Here is a 16571-nt window from a genome sequence, read left to right on the forward strand (position 1 = left end):
TGCGCGACAAGCCACGACGCGCCCGCAGACGGGGCGCCGTGTCGCGCCCGCGCGGCGGCAGCCGCGGATCGGCACCACCCCGCGCCTCCTACGGGGCGCAGTGGTGGCGCGCCCGCAGGGCGAGGCTGAGGGAGAGCACCGTGTGCGGGGCGTCGAGGTCGGCGCCGAGCAGGCGCGCGATGCGGGCCAGCCGGTCGTAGAGCGTCTGCCGGTTGACGTGCAGTTCCCGGGCCGTCTCGGCCTTGCGGCCGGCGTGCGCCAGGTACGCCTCCAGGGTCGGCAGCAGCACCGGGCGGGCCGTGCCGTCGTGGGCGAGCAGGGGGCCGAGGACGCGGTCGACGAAGGCCGCGAGGTCGCCGTGCGAGCGCAGCTGCCACAGCAGGACGTCCACGTCGAGGTGGCGCGCGTCGTGCCAGGGCCGTTCCGCCGCGTCCGGCAGGCCGCGCACCGCCGTCGCCGCCTGCGCGGCGTGGCGCAGCCCGGCGCCGGCCGTGGCCCAGGTGGCGGGGGCGCCGGCGACGACCACGGGGGTGCGGCCGAGCGCCCGCTGCGCCCCGGCCCGCAGGGCGGCCGCGACCTTCGCGGCGACCACCGGGCGTTCGTCCTCCTCGCGCAGCCCCACGAGCAGCGGCACCCGGCCCTCCGGGAGGCGTACGCCGAGGAGCACCGGCGCGCCGACCGCGGCGAGTTCGCGCTGCAGCGCGCCGGCCAGCGACGCCCAGGACTCCGCCGGCACGCCGTCCGCGGCCAGCCGCATCACCACCGGCAGCAGCGGGCCCGGCCCGGGCCGGAAGCCGAGGACGCGGGCCTGTGCGGGGGCCTCCGACGCATCGAGCCGGCCCTCGGCGAGGTCGGTGAGGAAGTCGCCGCGTCCGCGGGCGGCCAGTTCCTCCTCCTGGCGGGCCTGCAGCAGGACGACCGCGAGCAGGCCCGCCGTGCGTTCGGCGGCGATCCGGTGCACGGGGGCGAGCGGCGCGTCGACCGGCAGCACCGTCAGCCGTCCGCGTGGCGTGCCCTCCGGCTGTCCGCCGGGGACGTCGACCACCACGCCGCCGCCCGGCACGGCACCGCGCAGGCCGTCCCACACCTGCAGGGCGTCGGCCGGGCCCGCCGCGTACAGCAGCCGTCCGTCGGAGCCCTGGAGGAAGACGGGGTTGCCCGCGAAGTCGGCGAACAATCTCAGCACTTCGGGGACGCCGCCCCCGCCGAGCAGGACCTCGGTGCAGCGCCGGTGCACCTCGTCGGCGCGGCGCAGCAGCGTGTAGTGCGCGTTGACGAGCTCGGTGTGGATCTCCTCGGTGACGGCGACGAAGGGCACCTCGCGGTGCAGCTGCACGAGCGGCAGGCCGAGGGCGCGGGCGGTGTCCACGACGGCCGGGGGCAGCGTGGTGAAGTGGGAGCCGAGTTCGACGACGAGGGCCGCCACGTCCCGGTCGACCAGGCCCCTGACGAAGGCCCGTTGCTCGGCGGGCCGGCTGCCCAGGCCCAGGCCGGTGGTCAGCAGCAGTTCACCGCCCTTGAGCAGGGCGGCGATGTGGGGCGCCTCGCAGGCGTGCACCCAGCGCACGGCGCGGTGCAGCGCCTCGCCGCCGGCCATCACCTGGGGCAGGCCGCGCTTGAGGGCGGGCAGCTGTAGGGCCCGTGCGACGGTGATCGTCTCCTCCATGCCGTGAACCTAGACCATCGCCCCCGCAGCTTTACTCTCTGTGCATGACAACCGGCATACCCGGCGTCGGCGCCGAGCCGTCCGCGCCCGCCCTCCCCGACCGCGCCGCGGTGCAGCGGCGCACCGTACGGGTCCTCGTCACGGCCCAGGCCGTGGCCGGTCTCGGCATGGGCTCGATGCTCTCCTCAGGCGGGCTGCTGGTGGAGCGGCTCTCCGGCTCGGCCTCGCTGGCCGGCATCGCCACGACGCTGATCACGCTCGGGGCGGCGCTGGCCGCCGTGCCGCTGGCGGCGCTGTCCCGGGCCCGAGGGCGCCGGGCCGGGCTGGGCACCGGCTGGCTGCTGGCCGCGGCGGGCTCGCTCGTCGTCCTGGCCGCGGCCCGGCTGGGCTGGTACCCGCCCGCACTGGCCGGCATGCTCCTGATCGGCGCGGCCTCCGCCGCCAACCTGCAGTCGCGCTACGCGGCCACCGACCTCGCCGAACCGGGCGCCCGGGCGGGCGCCCTGTCGGTGGTGGTCTGGGCGACGACGGTGGGCAGCGTGCTCGGCCCCAACCTCAGTGGCCCCGGCGAGCACACGGCCCGCCTGCTGCACCTGCCGCCCCCGGCGGGCACGTTCGTCTTCTCCGTCGCGGCGTTCGTGGCCGGCTGGGCCGTGGTGCACACCCGGCTGCGCCCGGACCCGCTGCTGATGCTGCCGGCACCGGCGCCCGCGGACACCCCGGGCGCCCCCCGCTTCACGGCCCGCATGGGCAGCGCCCTGCGGCACGTACGCAGCTCGCCGGCCGCGCTGACCGGGCTGGGCGCGCTGGTCCTGGGCCATGCGGTGATGGTCGCGGTCATGACGATGACACCGGTGCACCTCGCCCACCACGGGGCGTCGCTGAGCGTCATCGGCTTCACGATCAGCGTGCACATCGCGGGCATGTACGCCCTCTCGCCGCTGGTCGGCAAGGCGGCCGACCGGCTGGGCCGGGTGCCGGTGATCCTGCTGGGGCAGGCGCTGCTGGTGGTCGCGGCCCTGCTGGCGGGTACGGCGGGCAGCCGGCCCTGGCCGGTGACGTCCGGGCTGTTCCTGCTGGGCCTGGGCTGGTCGTGCGCGACCGTGGCCGGCTCGACGCTGCTGAGCGAGTCCGTCGACCCCGGGCACCGCCCTGAGGTCGAGGGGCTGTCCGACACCCTGATGAATCTCGTCGGCGCGGCGGGCGGCGCGCTCTCCGGCCCCGTCCTGGCCGACTACGGCTACGGCGGGCTCAACGCGGCGGCAGCGAGCCTCGTCGTTCCGGTGGCCGCACTGCTCGTACTGCCGCTCCGGCGGAAGTGAGGCCATGCGGCGGTCCCGGGCCTCCGGCCGATCACGCAGCGCCCCGAAGGGGCGCGGGGAACTGCGCGATCGGCCACCGAGGGCCCGCGGTCGACGTGCCATCCCGAGGCCGGGGCGAAGCACAGCATCCTGACTGCGGGCGCGTCGTGGCTTGTCGGGCCCACGCGGCGGCAGCCGCAGATCGAACGCTGCCCCGCGCCCCTTCGGGGCGTACCCGGGCTCTGCCCGGGTTCGCCGGCGGCGCTAGCCGCCGAAGGCGCTGGAGGCCGTCAGCCGCAGCGCGGTGTCGATCAGCGGCACATGGCTGAAGGCCTGCGGGAAGTTGCCCACCTGCCGCTTCAGGCGCGGGTCCCACTCCTCCGCCAGCAGCCCCAGGTCGTTGCGCAGGCCCAGCAGCTTCTCGAACAGCTGCCGCGCCTCGTCCACCCGGCCGATCATCGCCAGGTCGTCGGCCAGCCAGAAGGAGCAGGCGAGGAAGGCGCCTTCGTCGCCCTCGAGACCGTCCACGCCGGCCTCGTGGCCGGCCGTGGGGTAGCGCAGGACGAAGCCGTCGGGCGTGGACAGCTCCCGCTGGATCGCCTCGATCGTGCCGATGACGCGCTTGTCGTCCGGCGGCAGGAAGCCCATCTGCGGGATCAGCAGCAAGGATGCGTCCAGCTCCTTGGAGCCGTAGGACTGCGTGAAGGTGTTGCGCTCCTTGTCGTAGCCCCTCTCGCACACGTCCCGGTGGATGTCGTCGCGCAGCTCGCGCCAGCGCTCCAGCGGCCCGTCGACGTCGCCGGACTCGATGAGCTTGATGGTGCGGTCGACGGCCACCCAGGCCATCACCTTGGAGTGCACGAAGTGCCGGCGCGGGCCGCGCACCTCCCAGATGCCCTCGTCGGGCTCGGTCCAGTGGTCCTCCAGGTAGCCGATGAGCCGCAGCTGCAGCAGCGAGGCGTAGTCGTTGCGGGCCAGGCCCGTCATGTGGGCCAGGTGCAGGGCCTCGGTGACCTCGCCGTAGACGTCCAGCTGGAGCTGGCCGGCCGCGCCGTTGCCGACGCGCACGGGTGCGGAGTTCTCGTAGCCGGGCAGCCAGGGCAGCTCCGCCTCGCCCAGCTCGCGCTCGCCCGCGATGCCGTACATGATCTGCAGGTTCTCCGGGTCGCCGGCGACCGCGCGCAGCAGCCACTCGCGCCAGGCGCGGGCCTCCTCGCGGTAGCCGGTGCGCAGCAGCGAGGACAGGGTGATCGCCGCGTCCCGCAGCCAGGTGTAGCGGTAGTCCCAGTTGCGCACGCCGCCGATCTCCTCCGGCAGCGAGGTCGTGGGCGCGGCCACGATGCCGCCGGTGGGGGCGTAGGTCAGGGCCTTGAGGGTGATCAGCGAGCGGACCACGGCGTCCCGGTAGGGGCCGTGGTACGTGCAGTGGCCCACCCACTCGCGCCAGAACTCCTCCGTGGCCTCCAGCGAGCCCTCCGGGTCCGGCAGGGCGGGCGGCTCGCCGTGCGAGGGCTGCCAGCTGATGGTGAAGGCGATCCGCTCCCCGGGCGAGACGGTGAAGTCGGAGTAGGTGGTCAGGTCCTTGCCGAAGGTGTCGACAGTGGTGTCCAGCCACACCGAGTCGGGGCCGGCGACGGCCACCGTGCGCTCGCCCACCTTGTGCACCCACGGCACGACGCGGCCGTAGGAGAAGCGCATGCGCAGCGCCGAGCGCATGGGCACCCGGCCGCTGACGCCCTCGACGATGCGGATCAGCTGCGGCGCTCCGTCGCGCGGCGGCATGAAGTCGATGATGCGGACGGTGCCGCGGGGGGTGTCCCACTCGGACTCCAGCACGAGGGAGTCGCCCCGGTACCGGCGGCGGTCGGCCCTGGGTGGCGCGGCCCCCGAGGGGTGCGCCGGGCCGATCCGCCAGTAGCCGTGTTCCTCTGTGCCGAGCAGTCCGGCGAAGGCCGCATGGGAATCGAACCGGGGCAGGCACAGCCAGTCGGCCGTACCGTCCCGGCAGACCAGTGCGGCGGTCTGCATGTCGCCGATCAGTGCGTAATCCTCGATACGCCCGGCCACGTCATCTCCAGTCGAACGGCATCCAGGACCCCAAAGGGCCTCTGACGGTCAAGCGATCTTCGACGAGCTCTGTTCCGGGAAGGGCCCCTCCCAGCGGTAGCTGGGGAAGGGCGGGAAGTGCCGTGCCGGCCGGCTCGCTGCGTGTGTCCGAGCAGGATACGACGCGCAGTTGGGAGACGCGCGACGCTTGATGGGGGAACATGTGCCGAATGGGTGGCCCGGTGCGCGCCGGGAGCGCGCCCCGTGCGCGAGCGGTGAGGCCCCCGTGACGGACGGTTCCGTCCCAGCTCGGGCCGCGTCACCGGACGCGCCCGGCCCCCGGCGCTGATACCCTGGTACCCCGTGGACCGGCGGGCCAAAGACCCCCCGACCGCAGCGACGGCACCCCCGACGAACGGCAGGGTGATCGCCGGTACGCACCTTCACCTCGCGACCACGGGAGCCCCCCTTTGGCAATTGCCGCAAAGCCCACGACGACCAAGCACCTCTTCGTCACCGGGGGTGTCGCCTCCTCGCTCGGCAAGGGGCTGACCGCCTCCAGCCTGGGCGCGCTGCTCAAGGCCCGGGGTCTGCGGGTGACGATGCAGAAGCTCGACCCGTACCTCAACGTCGACCCGGGCACGATGAACCCGTTCCAGCACGGTGAGGTGTTCGTCACCAACGACGGCGCCGAGACCGACCTGGACATCGGCCACTACGAGCGCTTCCTCGACGTCGACCTCGACGGCAGCGCCAACGTCACCACCGGCCAGGTCTACTCCACGGTGATCGCCAAGGAGCGGCGCGGCGAGTACCTGGGCGACACCGTCCAGGTCATCCCGCACATCACCAACGAGATCAAGCACCGCATCCGCCGCATGGCCACCGACGACGTCGACGTCGTCATCACCGAGGTCGGCGGCACCGTCGGCGACATCGAGTCGCTGCCGTTCCTGGAGACCGTCCGCCAGGTCCGCCACGAGGTCGGCCGCGACAACGTCTTCGTCGTGCACATCTCGCTGCTGCCCTACATCGGCCCCTCCGGCGAGCTGAAGACCAAGCCGACCCAGCACTCGGTCGCCGCCCTGCGCAACATCGGCATCCAGCCCGACGCGATCGTGCTGCGCGCCGACCGCGAGGTGCCCACCGCCATCAAGCGCAAGATCTCGCTGATGTGCGACGTCGACGAGGACGCGGTGGTCGCCGCCATCGACGCCAAGTCGATCTACGACATCCCCAAGGTGCTGCACGCCGAGGGCCTGGACGCCTACGTCGTGCGCAAGCTCGACCTGCCCTTCCGCGACGTGGACTGGGCGCAGTGGGACGACCTGCTCGAGCGCGTCCACCAGCCCGAGCACGAGGTCACCGTCGCCCTGGTCGGCAAGTACATCGACCTGCCCGACGCCTACCTGTCGGTGACCGAGGCCATCCGCGCCGGCGGCTTCGCCAACAAGGCCCGCGTGAAGATCAAGTGGGTCACCTCCGACGAGTGCAAGACCCCGGCGGGCGCCAAGCAGCAGCTCTCCGACGTCGACGCGATCTGCATCCCCGGCGGCTTCGGCGACCGCGGTGTCAACGGCAAGGTCGGCGCCATCACCTACGCCCGCGAGAACAGGATCCCGCTGCTGGGCCTGTGCCTGGGCCTGCAGTGCGTGGTCATCGAGGCCGCCCGCAACCTGGCCGGCATCGAGGGCGCCAACTCCACCGAGTTCGACCCCGCCACCGCCCACCCGGTCATCTCCACCATGGCCGAGCAGATGGACATCGTGGCCGGCGAGGGCGACATGGGCGGCACCATGCGCCTGGGCATGTACCCGGCCAAGCTGGCCGAGGGGTCCATCGTCCGCGAGGTCTACGGCGACGCCCCGTACGTCGAGGAGCGCCACCGCCACCGCTACGAGGTCAACAACGCCTACCGCAGCGAGCTGGAGAAGAAGGCGGGCATCGTCTTCTCCGGCACCTCCCCGGACAACAAGCTCGTGGAGTACGTCGAGTACCCGCGCGAGGTGCACCCCTACCTGGTGGCCACCCAGGCCCACCCGGAGCTGCGCTCCCGCCCGACCCGCCCGCACCCGCTCTTCGCGGGCCTGGTGAAGGCGGCCGTGCAGCGCCAGCAGGGCTGATCGGTACGGTTGAGCCGGGGTGAGGGCCTCCTACGGGGCCCCTCGCCCCGGCTTTTCCGTATCCGCCGGGGACTTTTGTTGGAGGACCGCACATGGGCATCAAGGACACCGCCGAGGAGTGGCAGGTCACCGCGACGCGCACGCCGTTCCAGGGCGCCAAGACCGGGGTCCGCACGGACACCGTGGTGATGCCCGACGGCACCACCGCCACCCGCGACTACCAGACCCACCCCGGCTCGGTCGCCGTCCTCGCCCTCGACGACGAAGGCCGCGTCCTGGTCGTCAACCAGTACCGCCACCCCGTCCGCCAGCGGCTGTGGGAGATCCCCGCCGGCCTGCTCGACGTGCCCGGCGAGCACCCGCTGCGCGCCGCCCAGCGCGAGCTGTACGAGGAGGCCCACGTCGAGGCCGAGGACTGGCGGGTGCTGACCGACGTCTACACCTCGCCCGGCGGCTGCGACGAGGCGGTGCGCGTCTTCCTCGCCCGCGGCATCTCCGCCGTGGAGGGCGAGCGCTTCGCCGTCGAGCACGAGGAGCTCGACATGCAGGTGGACCGGGTGCCGCTGGCCGATCTGGTGCGCGGCGTCCTCGTCGGCGAACTGCACAACACCTGCCTGGTCGTCGGCGTGCTCGCGCTGTCCGCCGCCCTGGCCGGCGACGGCCCCGAGGCCCTGCGCCCGGCCGACGCCCCCTGGCCGGCCCGCCCCTACGAGGCGTGACGCCCCGCTCTCCGGGGCCTTTTGATGCGACGATAGGTCAACCCGAATAGGTGATCTTCGCTGCCGGCGGACCGCGTTGCCCCCGGCTGTTACCCGGACCTCACGACACGGTGAACTAGGCTCGAAGCGTTCCCGGCCGCGGCCGCGGCCGGGCTCGTGCGTGCAGGGAGTGGACCCGTGGCGACCCGTCAGCGACTCGCGCCCCATGCGGCCTTCACGGCGGAGCGCGGGGATCTGTTCGTCGGGCGGCTGCGCGAGCTCAAGGAGCTGCGCGCCGACATCGTCCGCGCCGGACTCGACACCCTCTCCGGCCGCAAGCAGCCGCGCGGCCGGGTGCTGCTCATCGCCGGCCGGCCCGGATCGGGCCGCACCGCGCTGGCCGAGGAGCTCGCCCGGCAGCTCGTCACGGACTACCCGGACGGAGTACTGCGCGCCCGGCTGACGGGCGCCGACGGCGAGCCGGTGCCCACCGAACGCACCGCCCGCGCCCTGCTGGCCGCCCTGGACGCACCCGTACCGGCGGGCGCCGAGGAGGACGAGCTCACCCAGGCGCTGCGCACCGCCCTGAACGGCAAGCGGGTGCTGCTGCTCCTCGACGACGCCTCCGGCGCCGAGCAGGTCGAGCCGCTGCTGCCCGACGAGCCCGCGTGCCTGGTCGTGGCCGTCTCCCGCGGCCCGCTGACCGGCGTGCCCGACGTGCGCCCGTGCACCCTGGGCGGCCTGGACGCGCCGGCGGCCGTCGAACTGCTGGAGTGGTACGCCGGGCCCACCCGCATCACCTGCGACCCGGTGGCGGCCTCCCGGGTCGTCGAGGAGTGCTGCGGGCAGCCCGCGGCCCTCGTCCTCGTCGGCGGCTGGCTGGCCGCCCTGCCCAAGACCACGGTGGTCGACGCGGCCCGGCGGCTGCGCGAGCTGCCGCCGGCCGGCGGGGGAGAGGCCGCCGGCGGTCCGCTGGCCCGCGCCTTCTGGCTCGCCTACGAGGCGCTGCCCGCGCCCACCGCCCGCATGCTGCACCTGCTGGGCCTGGCCCCGGCCGGGCTGGCCGACGCCCATGTGGCCTCGGCCCTGGCCGGCTGCTCGCTGTCGACCGCCCAGTCCGTGCTGGAGGACCTGGCCACCCGGGGCCTGCTGCGCGCCGAGGGTCCGGCCGGCGAGGGCGAGGCGCTGCCCCCGCAGTACCGGGTGCCCGGCTGCCTCGCCGCAATGATCGACTCGCTGCTGCATGCGCAGGAGCGGCCGGCCGAGATCGAGCTGGCCCGGGCGCGCATGCTGGAGCGCACCGTGCGCCAGCTGCACTCCTGCCGGGCGGCCACTGAGCGCGACGACCCGGCGGTGCGGCGCAGGATCGAGCAGCTGCCCCGGGCCCTGCGCTTCCCCACCCGGCAGGCCGCCGAGGAGTGGCTGCTGGCCCGGCTGCCGGCCCTGCTGGCCGCCGCCCGGCTGGCCGTGGAGGACGGCCGGCTCGACACCCTCGCCCGCCGGCTGGTCTCGGCCCTGACCCGGGCGCTGACCGCCCACCTCGGCCCCGAGACCGCCGCCCCGGAGCTGTACGGGCTGCACCAGCTCGTCCTGGACGTCGCCCGGCGCTGCGAGATGCCGCTGGAGAAGGCGGCGGCCCTGCTCAACCTCGGCGACCTCGACGCCCGGGCCGGGCGCACCCACGAGGCGCTCGAACGCTACCGCCAGGCGCTGCAGTCGGCGCGCGAGGCGGGTGACCCGTACGTCACCAGCCGGGCGCTGGAGTCGGTGGCCGCCGCCCACCAGGAGCTCGGCGACTGGCAGCGCGCCGCCGACTGGTACGGCCGGGGGCTGGAGCTGCGGCTGACCCGCGGCGAGCTGGCGGACGAGGCCCGGCTGTACGGGCGGCTGGGCACGGTCCACGAGTACGCCGGCCAGTGGGCGGAGGCGCTGCGCGACTGGCGGGCGGCCGCCGCGGCCTACCGCAGGCTGCGCGACCGCGCCGGGCACGCCCGGGCGCTGGCCGAGGTGGCCCGGGTGCTCGACGGCGCGGGCCGTACCGTGCAGGCCCGGCGGGCCTTCCTGGAGGCGGCCGAGGCCGCCCGCGCTGCGGGCGAGACGGCCCTGGAGGCGGCGCTGCGGCTGCGCCTGGCCGAGGCCCTCGACCGGCTCGGCGAGCAGCAGGCCGCCGAGGAGCAGCGCGCCCTTGCGGCCCGGCTGCCGGCCGAGCGGCCGGCCGTGCCGCCGCCGGCGGACGGCGCGCACGAGGGGCGGCGCCCGTAGCCCCTGACAGGACAACGCACCGTACCGCCGGTATCAAATCCTCGACCTACGAAACCAGTGGTCTCGGCCACAAAGATTGGTGATTTGCAAGGCTAGACAGCGCGCAATCCTTCATTAGACTGGCAAGGCCGCGACCGACGCGGTCTGCCCTGGTATGCCCGGCATATCGGGAATAGCCTGTCATTCTCTGATTCAAGGACCGTGATCGACGTGAAGGTCGGCATCCCCCGCGAGGTCAAGAACAACGAATACCGCGTGGCCATCACCCCCGCGGGCGTGCTCGAGCTGGTGCGCAACGGCCATCAGGTCGTCATCGAGAAGGGTGCCGGTCTCGGCTCCTCCATCACCGACGCCGAGTACGTCGGTGCCGGTGCGACGATCCTCGACAGCGCCGACGAGGTCTGGGCCACCGCGGACCTGCTGCTGAAGGTCAAGGAGCCCATTGCGGAGGAGTACCACCGCATGCGCAAGGGCCAGACCCTCTTCACCTACCTGCACCTGGCCGCCTCCCGTGAGTGCACCGACGCCCTGATGGAGTCCGGCACCACCGCCATCGCGTACGAGACCGTCGAGCTCGCCAACCGCGCGCTGCCGCTGCTCGCCCCGATGTCCGAGGTCGCGGGCCGCCTGGCCCCGCAGGTCGGCGCCTACCACCTGATGCGCTCGGCCGGCGGCCGCGGCGTGCTGCCGGGCGGCGTCCCGGGCACCCACGCCGGCAAGGCCGTCGTCATCGGCGGTGGCGTCTCGGGCTGGAACGCCGCCCAGATCGCCGTCGGCATGGGCTTCCACGTCACCCTGCTGGACAAGGACATCAACAAGCTCCGCGAGGCCGACAAGGTCTTCGGCACCAAGGTGCAGACGATCGTCTCCAACGCCTACGAGCTGGAGAAGGCCGTCGTCGAGGCCGACCTCGTCATCGGCGCCGTCCTGATCCCGGGCGCCAAGGCCCCCAAGCTGGTCACCAACGAGCTCGTCGCCAAGATGAAGCCCGGAAGTGTCCTTGTCGACATTGCCATCGACCAGGGCGGCTGCTTCGAGGACTCCCGTCCCACCACCCACGCGGAGCCGACCTTCACGGTCCACGACTCCGTCTTCTACTGCGTCGCCAACATGCCGGGTGCGGTGCCCAACACCTCCACCTACGCGCTGACCAACGCCACGCTGCCCTACATCGTGCAGCTGGCGAACCTCGGCTGGCAGGAGGCGCTGCGTCGTGACGCCGCGCTGGCCAAGGGCCTCAACGTGCACGAGGGCCAGGTCGTCTACGGCCCGGTCGCCGAGGCGCACGGCCTTGCGCACGTCGAGCTGAACACCCTGCTGGGCTGACGCCAACCGCGCGCCGAACGCAGTCACTTACCCGGCCGGGCCTTGTTCGCGCAAGGCCCGGCCGGGGTGTTTCGCCATGCTTTGACCCGCCCGTGATTCTTCCGGGTTATCCGCCGTAGACCCTTGACAGAAGGGTGTTCGATTGCCGACACATCGTGCCGTCTCCGGCGGATTGTGTTGCTGCGGACCGCCGACACGCCATAGAGTCGCCAACCGTCGGCATGGTGTCACGCTGACCTATCTAGATGTTTCCTGGTCACCAAGGAGGTAGGACGACTTGTGAATGAGTCGACATTTGCTCCCGGGGGTGGTCACCCAGGAACGCTTGCGCAGGGCCCGAGTCCCGTGGGACTCCACGCTGTCGGCTCCGTCGCCGTCCACACCTTCGCAGCGCACCAGAACATCCAGAGCACGACGACAGCCCACCAGAGCATGGACGGTCAACACGTGAACGCCATGGCCGGCGACACGGGCGCCATGGAGCCCACCAGCCTCGCCGACTACGAGGAACTGCCGGACGGTCACTTCTACGACCCCGACGCCGAGTACGAGCCCGACCCCGAGTACGCGGCCACCCTCGCCCCCGATGCGGCCCGCCAGCGCCGCGAGCGCATCGGCCCCACCGGGCGGCCCCTGCCCTACTTCCCGATCCCCGGACCGCTGGCCGACCACGGCCCGGCCAAGATCATTGCCATGTGCAACCAGAAGGGCGGGGTGGGCAAGACCACCTCGACCATCAACCTGGGCGCGGCGCTCGCCGAATACGGCCGCCGGGTCCTGCTCGTCGACTTCGACCCGCAGGGCGCGCTCTCGGTCGGCCTCGGGGTCAACCCCATGGAGCTCGACCTGACGGTCTACAACCTGCTCATGGAGCGGGGCATGTCGGCCGACGAGGTGCTGCTGAAGACGGCCGTGCCCAACATGGACCTGCTGCCCAGCAATATCGATTTGTCAGCGGCCGAGGTCCAGCTCGTCAGCGAGGTCGCCCGCGAGTCCACGCTGCAGCGCGCCCTCAAGCCCCTGATGGCCGACTACGACTACATCGTGATCGACTGTCAGCCCTCGCTCGGCCTGCTCACCGTCAACGCCCTGACGGCCGCTCACAAGGTGATCGTGCCGCTGGAGTGCGAATTCTTCGCCCTGCGCGGCGTGGCCCTGCTCACCGAGACCATCGAGAAGGTCCAGGAGCGGCTCAACCCCGAGCTGGAGCTCGACGGCATCCTCGCCACCATGTACGACTCGCGCACCGTGCACAGCCGCGAGGTCCTTGCACGCGTCGTCGAGGCGTTCGACGACCACGTCTACCACACGGTCATCGGACGCACCGTCCGCTTCCCCGAGACCACGGTCGCCGGCGAGCCCATCACCACGTACGCCTCCAACTCCGTCGGCGCCGCCGCGTACCGTCAGCTGGCCAGGGAGGTGCTCGCCCGTTGTCACGCCGAGTGAGCCTGCCCGGCGCCGACGAGCTGTTCCGCACCACGGGCGGCATGGGACTGCAGTCCTCCAGCCCGCGCCGCAAGGCCAACGGCGAGACGCCGCCACGGGTGCCGGGACCGGGCGACGCGCCCGACGGCGACCGGCCGGCCCCCGCCGCGCCGGCCGCGGCCGCGGCAGCGGCCGGCACCGGCCAGGAACAGGACACCGAACGGCGCCCCGCCCCCACCCGCAACGACGGCACGCCCGCTGCCGCCCCCGCCAAGCGTCGCGGCCGCGCCGCCGGCCGCCGGCCCAGCGGCCGCGAACGCCACGACGAGAAGATCACCGTCTATGTCTCCGCCGAGGAGCTCATGGACCTCGAACACGCCCGGCTGGTGCTGCGCGGTGAGCACGGACTCGCCGTCGACCGCGGCCGCATCGTCCGGGAGGCCGTCGCCGTCGTCCTGGCCGACCTGGAGTCGCGCGGCGACGCGAGCATCCTCGTACGACGCCTGCGCGGCCGCTGACCCACCCCGCCGCGCTAGCCTCGGGCCCGTACACCGCGCCCCACCCCTTGGACCCCTTTCATGCCCGCAGCCGCCCCCCACCCGGCCCGCCGCCACCTGGGCCGCGGCCCCGGAGCCGTGACGCCTGCCGGCACGCCCCAGGACGAGGGCAACGCCCTCGCCACCTCACGGCCGGCGCCGGGCACGGACCCCCTGCCACCGCAGCCCGCACCCGCCCGGGCGGACGACGCCGAGGCACCCGGCGCTCTCGTCCACGCTGCGGCACCCTGCACGGAGCCCGCTCGGGCGGCGGCCCCCGGTGCGGCGGGCGTTTCCGCCCCCAACGGCGACGGCCCGGTCGAGACCGCCAACGGCGGCAGCGCGGCGGAGCCGCAGGCGCCCGGCGGTCCGGACGGGGCGGAGGCCGAGGGCGGTCGGTTCAGGGTGCGGTTGGAGAACTTCGAGGGGCCCTTCGACCTGCTGTTGCAGCTGATCTCCAAGCACAAGCTGGACGTCACCGAGGTCGCGCTGTCCAAGGTCACCGACGAGTTCATGGCGCACGTCAGGGCCATGGGCGAGGGCTTCGACCTCGACGAGATCACCGAGTTCCTGGTCGTCGCCGCCACCCTGCTCGACCTCAAGGCCGCCCGGCTGCTGCCGGCCGCGGAGGTGGAGGACGAGGCGGACCTCGCCCTGCTGGAGGCCCGCGACCTGCTGTTCGCCCGGCTCCTGCAGTACCGCGCGTACAAGCGCATCGCCGAGATCTTCTGCGAGCGGCTGGCGCACGAGGACCTGCGCCACCCCCGTACCGTCGGCCTGGAGCCGCAGCACGCCGAGCTGCTGCCCGAGGTCGTCCTCGGCATCGGCCCCGCGCGCCTGGCGGAGCTGGCCGTCAAGGCCATGCAGCCCAAGCCCGCACCGCAGGTGTACGTCGACCACATCCACGCCCCGCTCGTCAGCGTCCGCGAGCAGGCCGAGGTGGTGGTCACCCGGCTGCGCGTCGCCGGGGAGGCGACCTTCGCCGCGCTCACCGAGGACGCCCCCGACACCCTGACCGTCGTGGCGCGCTTCCTGGCCCTGCTGGAGCTCTACCGCGAGCGCGCCGTCGCCCTGGACCAGGGCGAGGCCCTGGGGACGCTGACCGTCCGCTGGACGGGCGCGCAGGACGCGGCACCGGTGGTGACGGACGAGTTCGACCGCGAGCCGGAGCCGGACTCGGAGCCGGAATCGCAGCCGGAGGAGGAGAAGGCATGAGCGAGCAGACGTACGAGGCACCACCACTGGCGCTCAAGCCGGCCCTGGAGGCCGTGCTCATGGTCGTCGACGAGCCGGCCACCGAGGAGCACCTCGCGAAGGTCCTCGACCGCACGCGGCGCGAGGTCGCCGACGCACTGGGCGAGCTGGCGGACGAGTACGCGGCCCAGGGCCGCGGCTTCGACCTGCGCCAGGTCGCCGGGGGCTGGCGCTTCTTCACCCGGGCCGCGTACGCACCGGCCGTGGAGGCCTTCGTCCTGGACGGCCAGCAGGCCCGGCTGACCCAGGCCGCACTGGAGACCCTGGCCGTCGTCGCGTACCGTCAGCCGGTCAGCCGTTCGAGGGTCTCGGCCGTGCGCGGAGTCAACTGCGACGGCGTGATGCGCACCCTCCTGCAGCGCGGTCTGGTGGAGGAGGCGGGGACGGAACCCGAAACAGGTGCGATCCTGTACAGGACGACGAATTACTTTCTGGAGCGGATGGGCCTGCGCGGCCTGGAAGAGCTTCCCGAGCTCGCCCCGTTCCTCCCCGAGGCGGAAGCCGTCGAGGGCGACTCCCCGGAGGGAGTCCCGTCCTTCGACCCGGACGCCCCGGACCACGACGCAGACGACAAGACGGAACTTTGATGCGAAGCAGCGGCAGGAACAGCGGAAGCGGCGACCGGGACAACCGGGGTGCCCGAGGAGGGTCCCCCCGTCCGGGGTCCGGTGGCGGGCGCGCGGGCGGCGGCCGTTCTGGCGGCGGACGCCCCGAGAGCGGCGGCCGCTCCGGCGGCGGCTACGGCGGCCGCTCCGAGGGTGGGCGTTACGACGGCGGTCGCGGCGGGGACCGTCGTGACGACCGCCGCGACGACCGTCGTGACGACCGTCGTGACGACCGTCGTGACGACCGGCAGCAGGAGCGTCCGCGCCGTCCGCGCCCCGAGGAGCGCCGCTACGACGTGGGTCCCGACGCCGAGCGCACCCGGGGCGGTGCCACCAGCGGCCGCACCGGCGGGCGCACCGGCGGCCGCGGCGAGGCGGCCCGCGGCGGTGCCAAGGGCGGCCCCAGGCGGAGCTCCACGGCCGGCTCCGGCGGCCGCAGCAGCGGGCCCGCCCGCGGCCACGGCTACGCCCCCGCCCGCCCGCGCGAGCTCGACGCCAAGATCGAGGAGCGCAACCGGGAGCGGCACAACAAGCCGCAGGTGAAGACGCCCAAGACCTTCCCCGGCGCCGAGCAGGAGGGCGAGCGCCTGCAGAAGGTGCTGGCCCGTGCCGGCATGGGCTCGCGCCGCGCCTGCGAAGAGCTGATCGAGATGGCCCGCGTCGAGGTCAACGGGCAGATCGTCACCGAGCAGGGCCTGCGCGTCGACCCGGAGAAGGACGAGATCAAGGTCGACGGCCTGACCGTGGCCACCCAGTCGTACCTGTTCTTCGCCCTGAACAAGCCCGCCGGCGTCGTCTCCACCATGGAGGACCCCGACGGCCGCCAGTGCCTCGGCGACTACGTCACCAACCGCGAGACCCGGCTCTTCCACGTCGGCCGCCTCGACACGGAGACCGAGGGCATCATCCTGCTCACCAACCACGGCGAGCTGGCCCACCGCCTCACCCACCCGCGCTACGGCGTCCAGAAGACCTACCTGGCCGCCATCACCGGCCCGCTGCCGCGCGACATCGGCAAGCAGCTCAAGAGCGGCATCCAGCTGGAGGACGGCTACGCCCGCGCGGACAACTTCCGCGTCATCCAGCAGACCGGCAAGAACTACCTGGTGGAGGTCACCCTCCACGAGGGCCGCAAGCACATCGTCCGCCGCATGCTGGCGGAGGCGGGCTTCCCGGTCGAGAAGCTGGTCCGCACCTCCTTCGGCCCCATCGCCCTGGGCGACCAGAAGTCGGGCTGGCTGCGCCGCCTGACGAACACGGAGGTCGGCATGCTGATGCGCGAGGTCGACCTGTAGCAGGCCCGCCGCGCCGGCGGCGGAACGGCTC

12 protein-coding genes are annotated in these 16571 nt (G+C 73.5%); 10 read left to right on the top strand and 2 right to left on the bottom strand.

Annotated elements, in window-relative coordinates:
• Nucleotides 1–88: 88 nt before the first annotated feature.
• Nucleotides 89–1666 (bottom strand): PucR family transcriptional regulator, encoded by a 1578-nt coding sequence (locus AB0K17_RS21720; RefSeq protein ID WP_365983921.1) that lies wholly within the window; start codon nt 1664–1666, stop codon nt 89–91.
• A gap of 44 nt (nt 1667–1710) precedes the next feature.
• Here AB0K17_RS21720 and AB0K17_RS21725 point away from each other — a divergent pair, with 44 nt between their 5' ends.
• A complete protein-coding gene (locus tag AB0K17_RS21725; protein WP_365983923.1) occupies nt 1711–2988 on the top strand; it encodes an MFS transporter in 1278 nt (425 codons plus the stop codon).
• Between the two features lie 243 nt (nt 2989–3231).
• On the opposite strand, the gene AB0K17_RS21730 is transcribed toward AB0K17_RS21725, so the two are convergent.
• Complete coding sequence (locus tag AB0K17_RS21730; protein ID WP_365968971.1) at nt 3232–5034, bottom strand: glycoside hydrolase family 15 protein; 1803 nt, start codon at nt 5032–5034, stop codon at nt 3232–3234.
• A gap of 455 nt (nt 5035–5489) precedes the next feature.
• Between AB0K17_RS21730 and AB0K17_RS21735 the strand changes: the two genes are divergently transcribed.
• The 9 genes from AB0K17_RS21735 (at nt 5490) to AB0K17_RS21775 (ending at nt 16540) form a co-directional block, all read left to right on the top strand.
• On the top strand, nt 5490–7136 hold the full coding sequence (locus AB0K17_RS21735; RefSeq protein ID WP_365968996.1) for a CTP synthase: 1647 nt from the start codon (nt 5490–5492) through the stop codon (nt 7134–7136).
• Nucleotides 7137–7228: 92 nt separating this feature from the next.
• Nucleotides 7229–7855: an NUDIX hydrolase gene (locus AB0K17_RS21740; RefSeq protein WP_365983924.1), complete on the top strand. Its 627-nt coding sequence runs from the start codon at nt 7229–7231 to the stop codon at nt 7853–7855.
• A gap of 177 nt (nt 7856–8032) precedes the next feature.
• The gene (locus AB0K17_RS21745) at nt 8033–10096 is read left to right on the top strand and encodes a tetratricopeptide repeat protein (protein ID WP_365983925.1); all 2064 of its coding nucleotides are present in this window, start codon (nt 8033–8035) and stop codon (nt 10094–10096) included.
• Nucleotides 10097–10306: 210 nt separating this feature from the next.
• Complete coding sequence (gene ald, locus AB0K17_RS21750) at nt 10307–11422, top strand: alanine dehydrogenase (protein WP_365968997.1); 1116 nt, start codon at nt 10307–10309, stop codon at nt 11420–11422.
• Nucleotides 11423–11701: 279 nt separating this feature from the next.
• On the top strand, nt 11702–12871 hold the full coding sequence (locus tag AB0K17_RS21755) for a ParA family protein (RefSeq protein WP_365968974.1): 1170 nt from the start codon (nt 11702–11704) through the stop codon (nt 12869–12871).
• Nucleotides 12856–13368 (top strand): hypothetical protein, encoded by a 513-nt coding sequence (locus AB0K17_RS21760; RefSeq protein WP_365968975.1) that lies wholly within the window; start codon nt 12856–12858, stop codon nt 13366–13368. The genes AB0K17_RS21755 and AB0K17_RS21760 overlap by 16 nt, the downstream gene beginning before the upstream one ends.
• Before the next feature lie 60 nt (nt 13369–13428).
• Nucleotides 13429–14601 carry a segregation/condensation protein A gene (locus tag AB0K17_RS21765; RefSeq protein WP_365983926.1) on the top strand — a complete coding sequence of 391 codons (1173 nt, stop codon included), beginning with the start codon at nt 13429–13431 and terminating at the stop codon, nt 14599–14601.
• Nucleotides 14598–15227: an SMC-Scp complex subunit ScpB gene (scpB, locus tag AB0K17_RS21770; RefSeq protein ID WP_365983927.1), complete on the top strand. Its 630-nt coding sequence runs from the start codon at nt 14598–14600 to the stop codon at nt 15225–15227. Before AB0K17_RS21765 ends, scpB begins: the two co-directional genes overlap by 4 nt.
• Nucleotides 15227–16540, top strand: a complete 1314-nt coding sequence (locus AB0K17_RS21775) for a pseudouridine synthase (protein WP_365983928.1) — start codon at nt 15227–15229, stop codon at nt 16538–16540. Before scpB ends, AB0K17_RS21775 begins: the two co-directional genes overlap by 1 nt.
• The last annotated feature ends 31 nt before the right edge of the window (nt 16541–16571 follow it).

The organism is Streptomyces sp. NPDC049585 (assembly GCF_040675615.1).
GTDB lineage: Bacteria > Actinomycetota > Actinomycetes > Streptomycetales > Streptomycetaceae > Streptomyces > Streptomyces luteosporeus.

What these genes read in the sequence shown, in the direction of transcription:
- AB0K17_RS21775 (WP_365983928.1), top strand. Translation starts at nt 15,227, where the DNA reads ATGCGAAGCAGCGGCAGGAACAGCGGAAGCGGCGACCGGGACAACCGG.
- scpB (WP_365983927.1), top strand. Translation starts at nt 14,598, where the DNA reads ATGAGCGAGCAGACGTACGAGGCACCACCACTGGCGCTCAAGCCGGCC.
- AB0K17_RS21720 (WP_365983921.1), bottom strand. Translation starts at nt 1,666, where the DNA reads ATGGAGGAGACGATCACCGTCGCACGGGCCCTACAGCTGCCCGCCCTC.
- AB0K17_RS21740 (WP_365983924.1), top strand. Translation starts at nt 7,229, where the DNA reads ATGGGCATCAAGGACACCGCCGAGGAGTGGCAGGTCACCGCGACGCGC.
- AB0K17_RS21765 (WP_365983926.1), top strand. Translation starts at nt 13,429, where the DNA reads ATGCCCGCAGCCGCCCCCCACCCGGCCCGCCGCCACCTGGGCCGCGGC.
- AB0K17_RS21725 (WP_365983923.1), top strand. Translation starts at nt 1,711, where the DNA reads ATGACAACCGGCATACCCGGCGTCGGCGCCGAGCCGTCCGCGCCCGCC.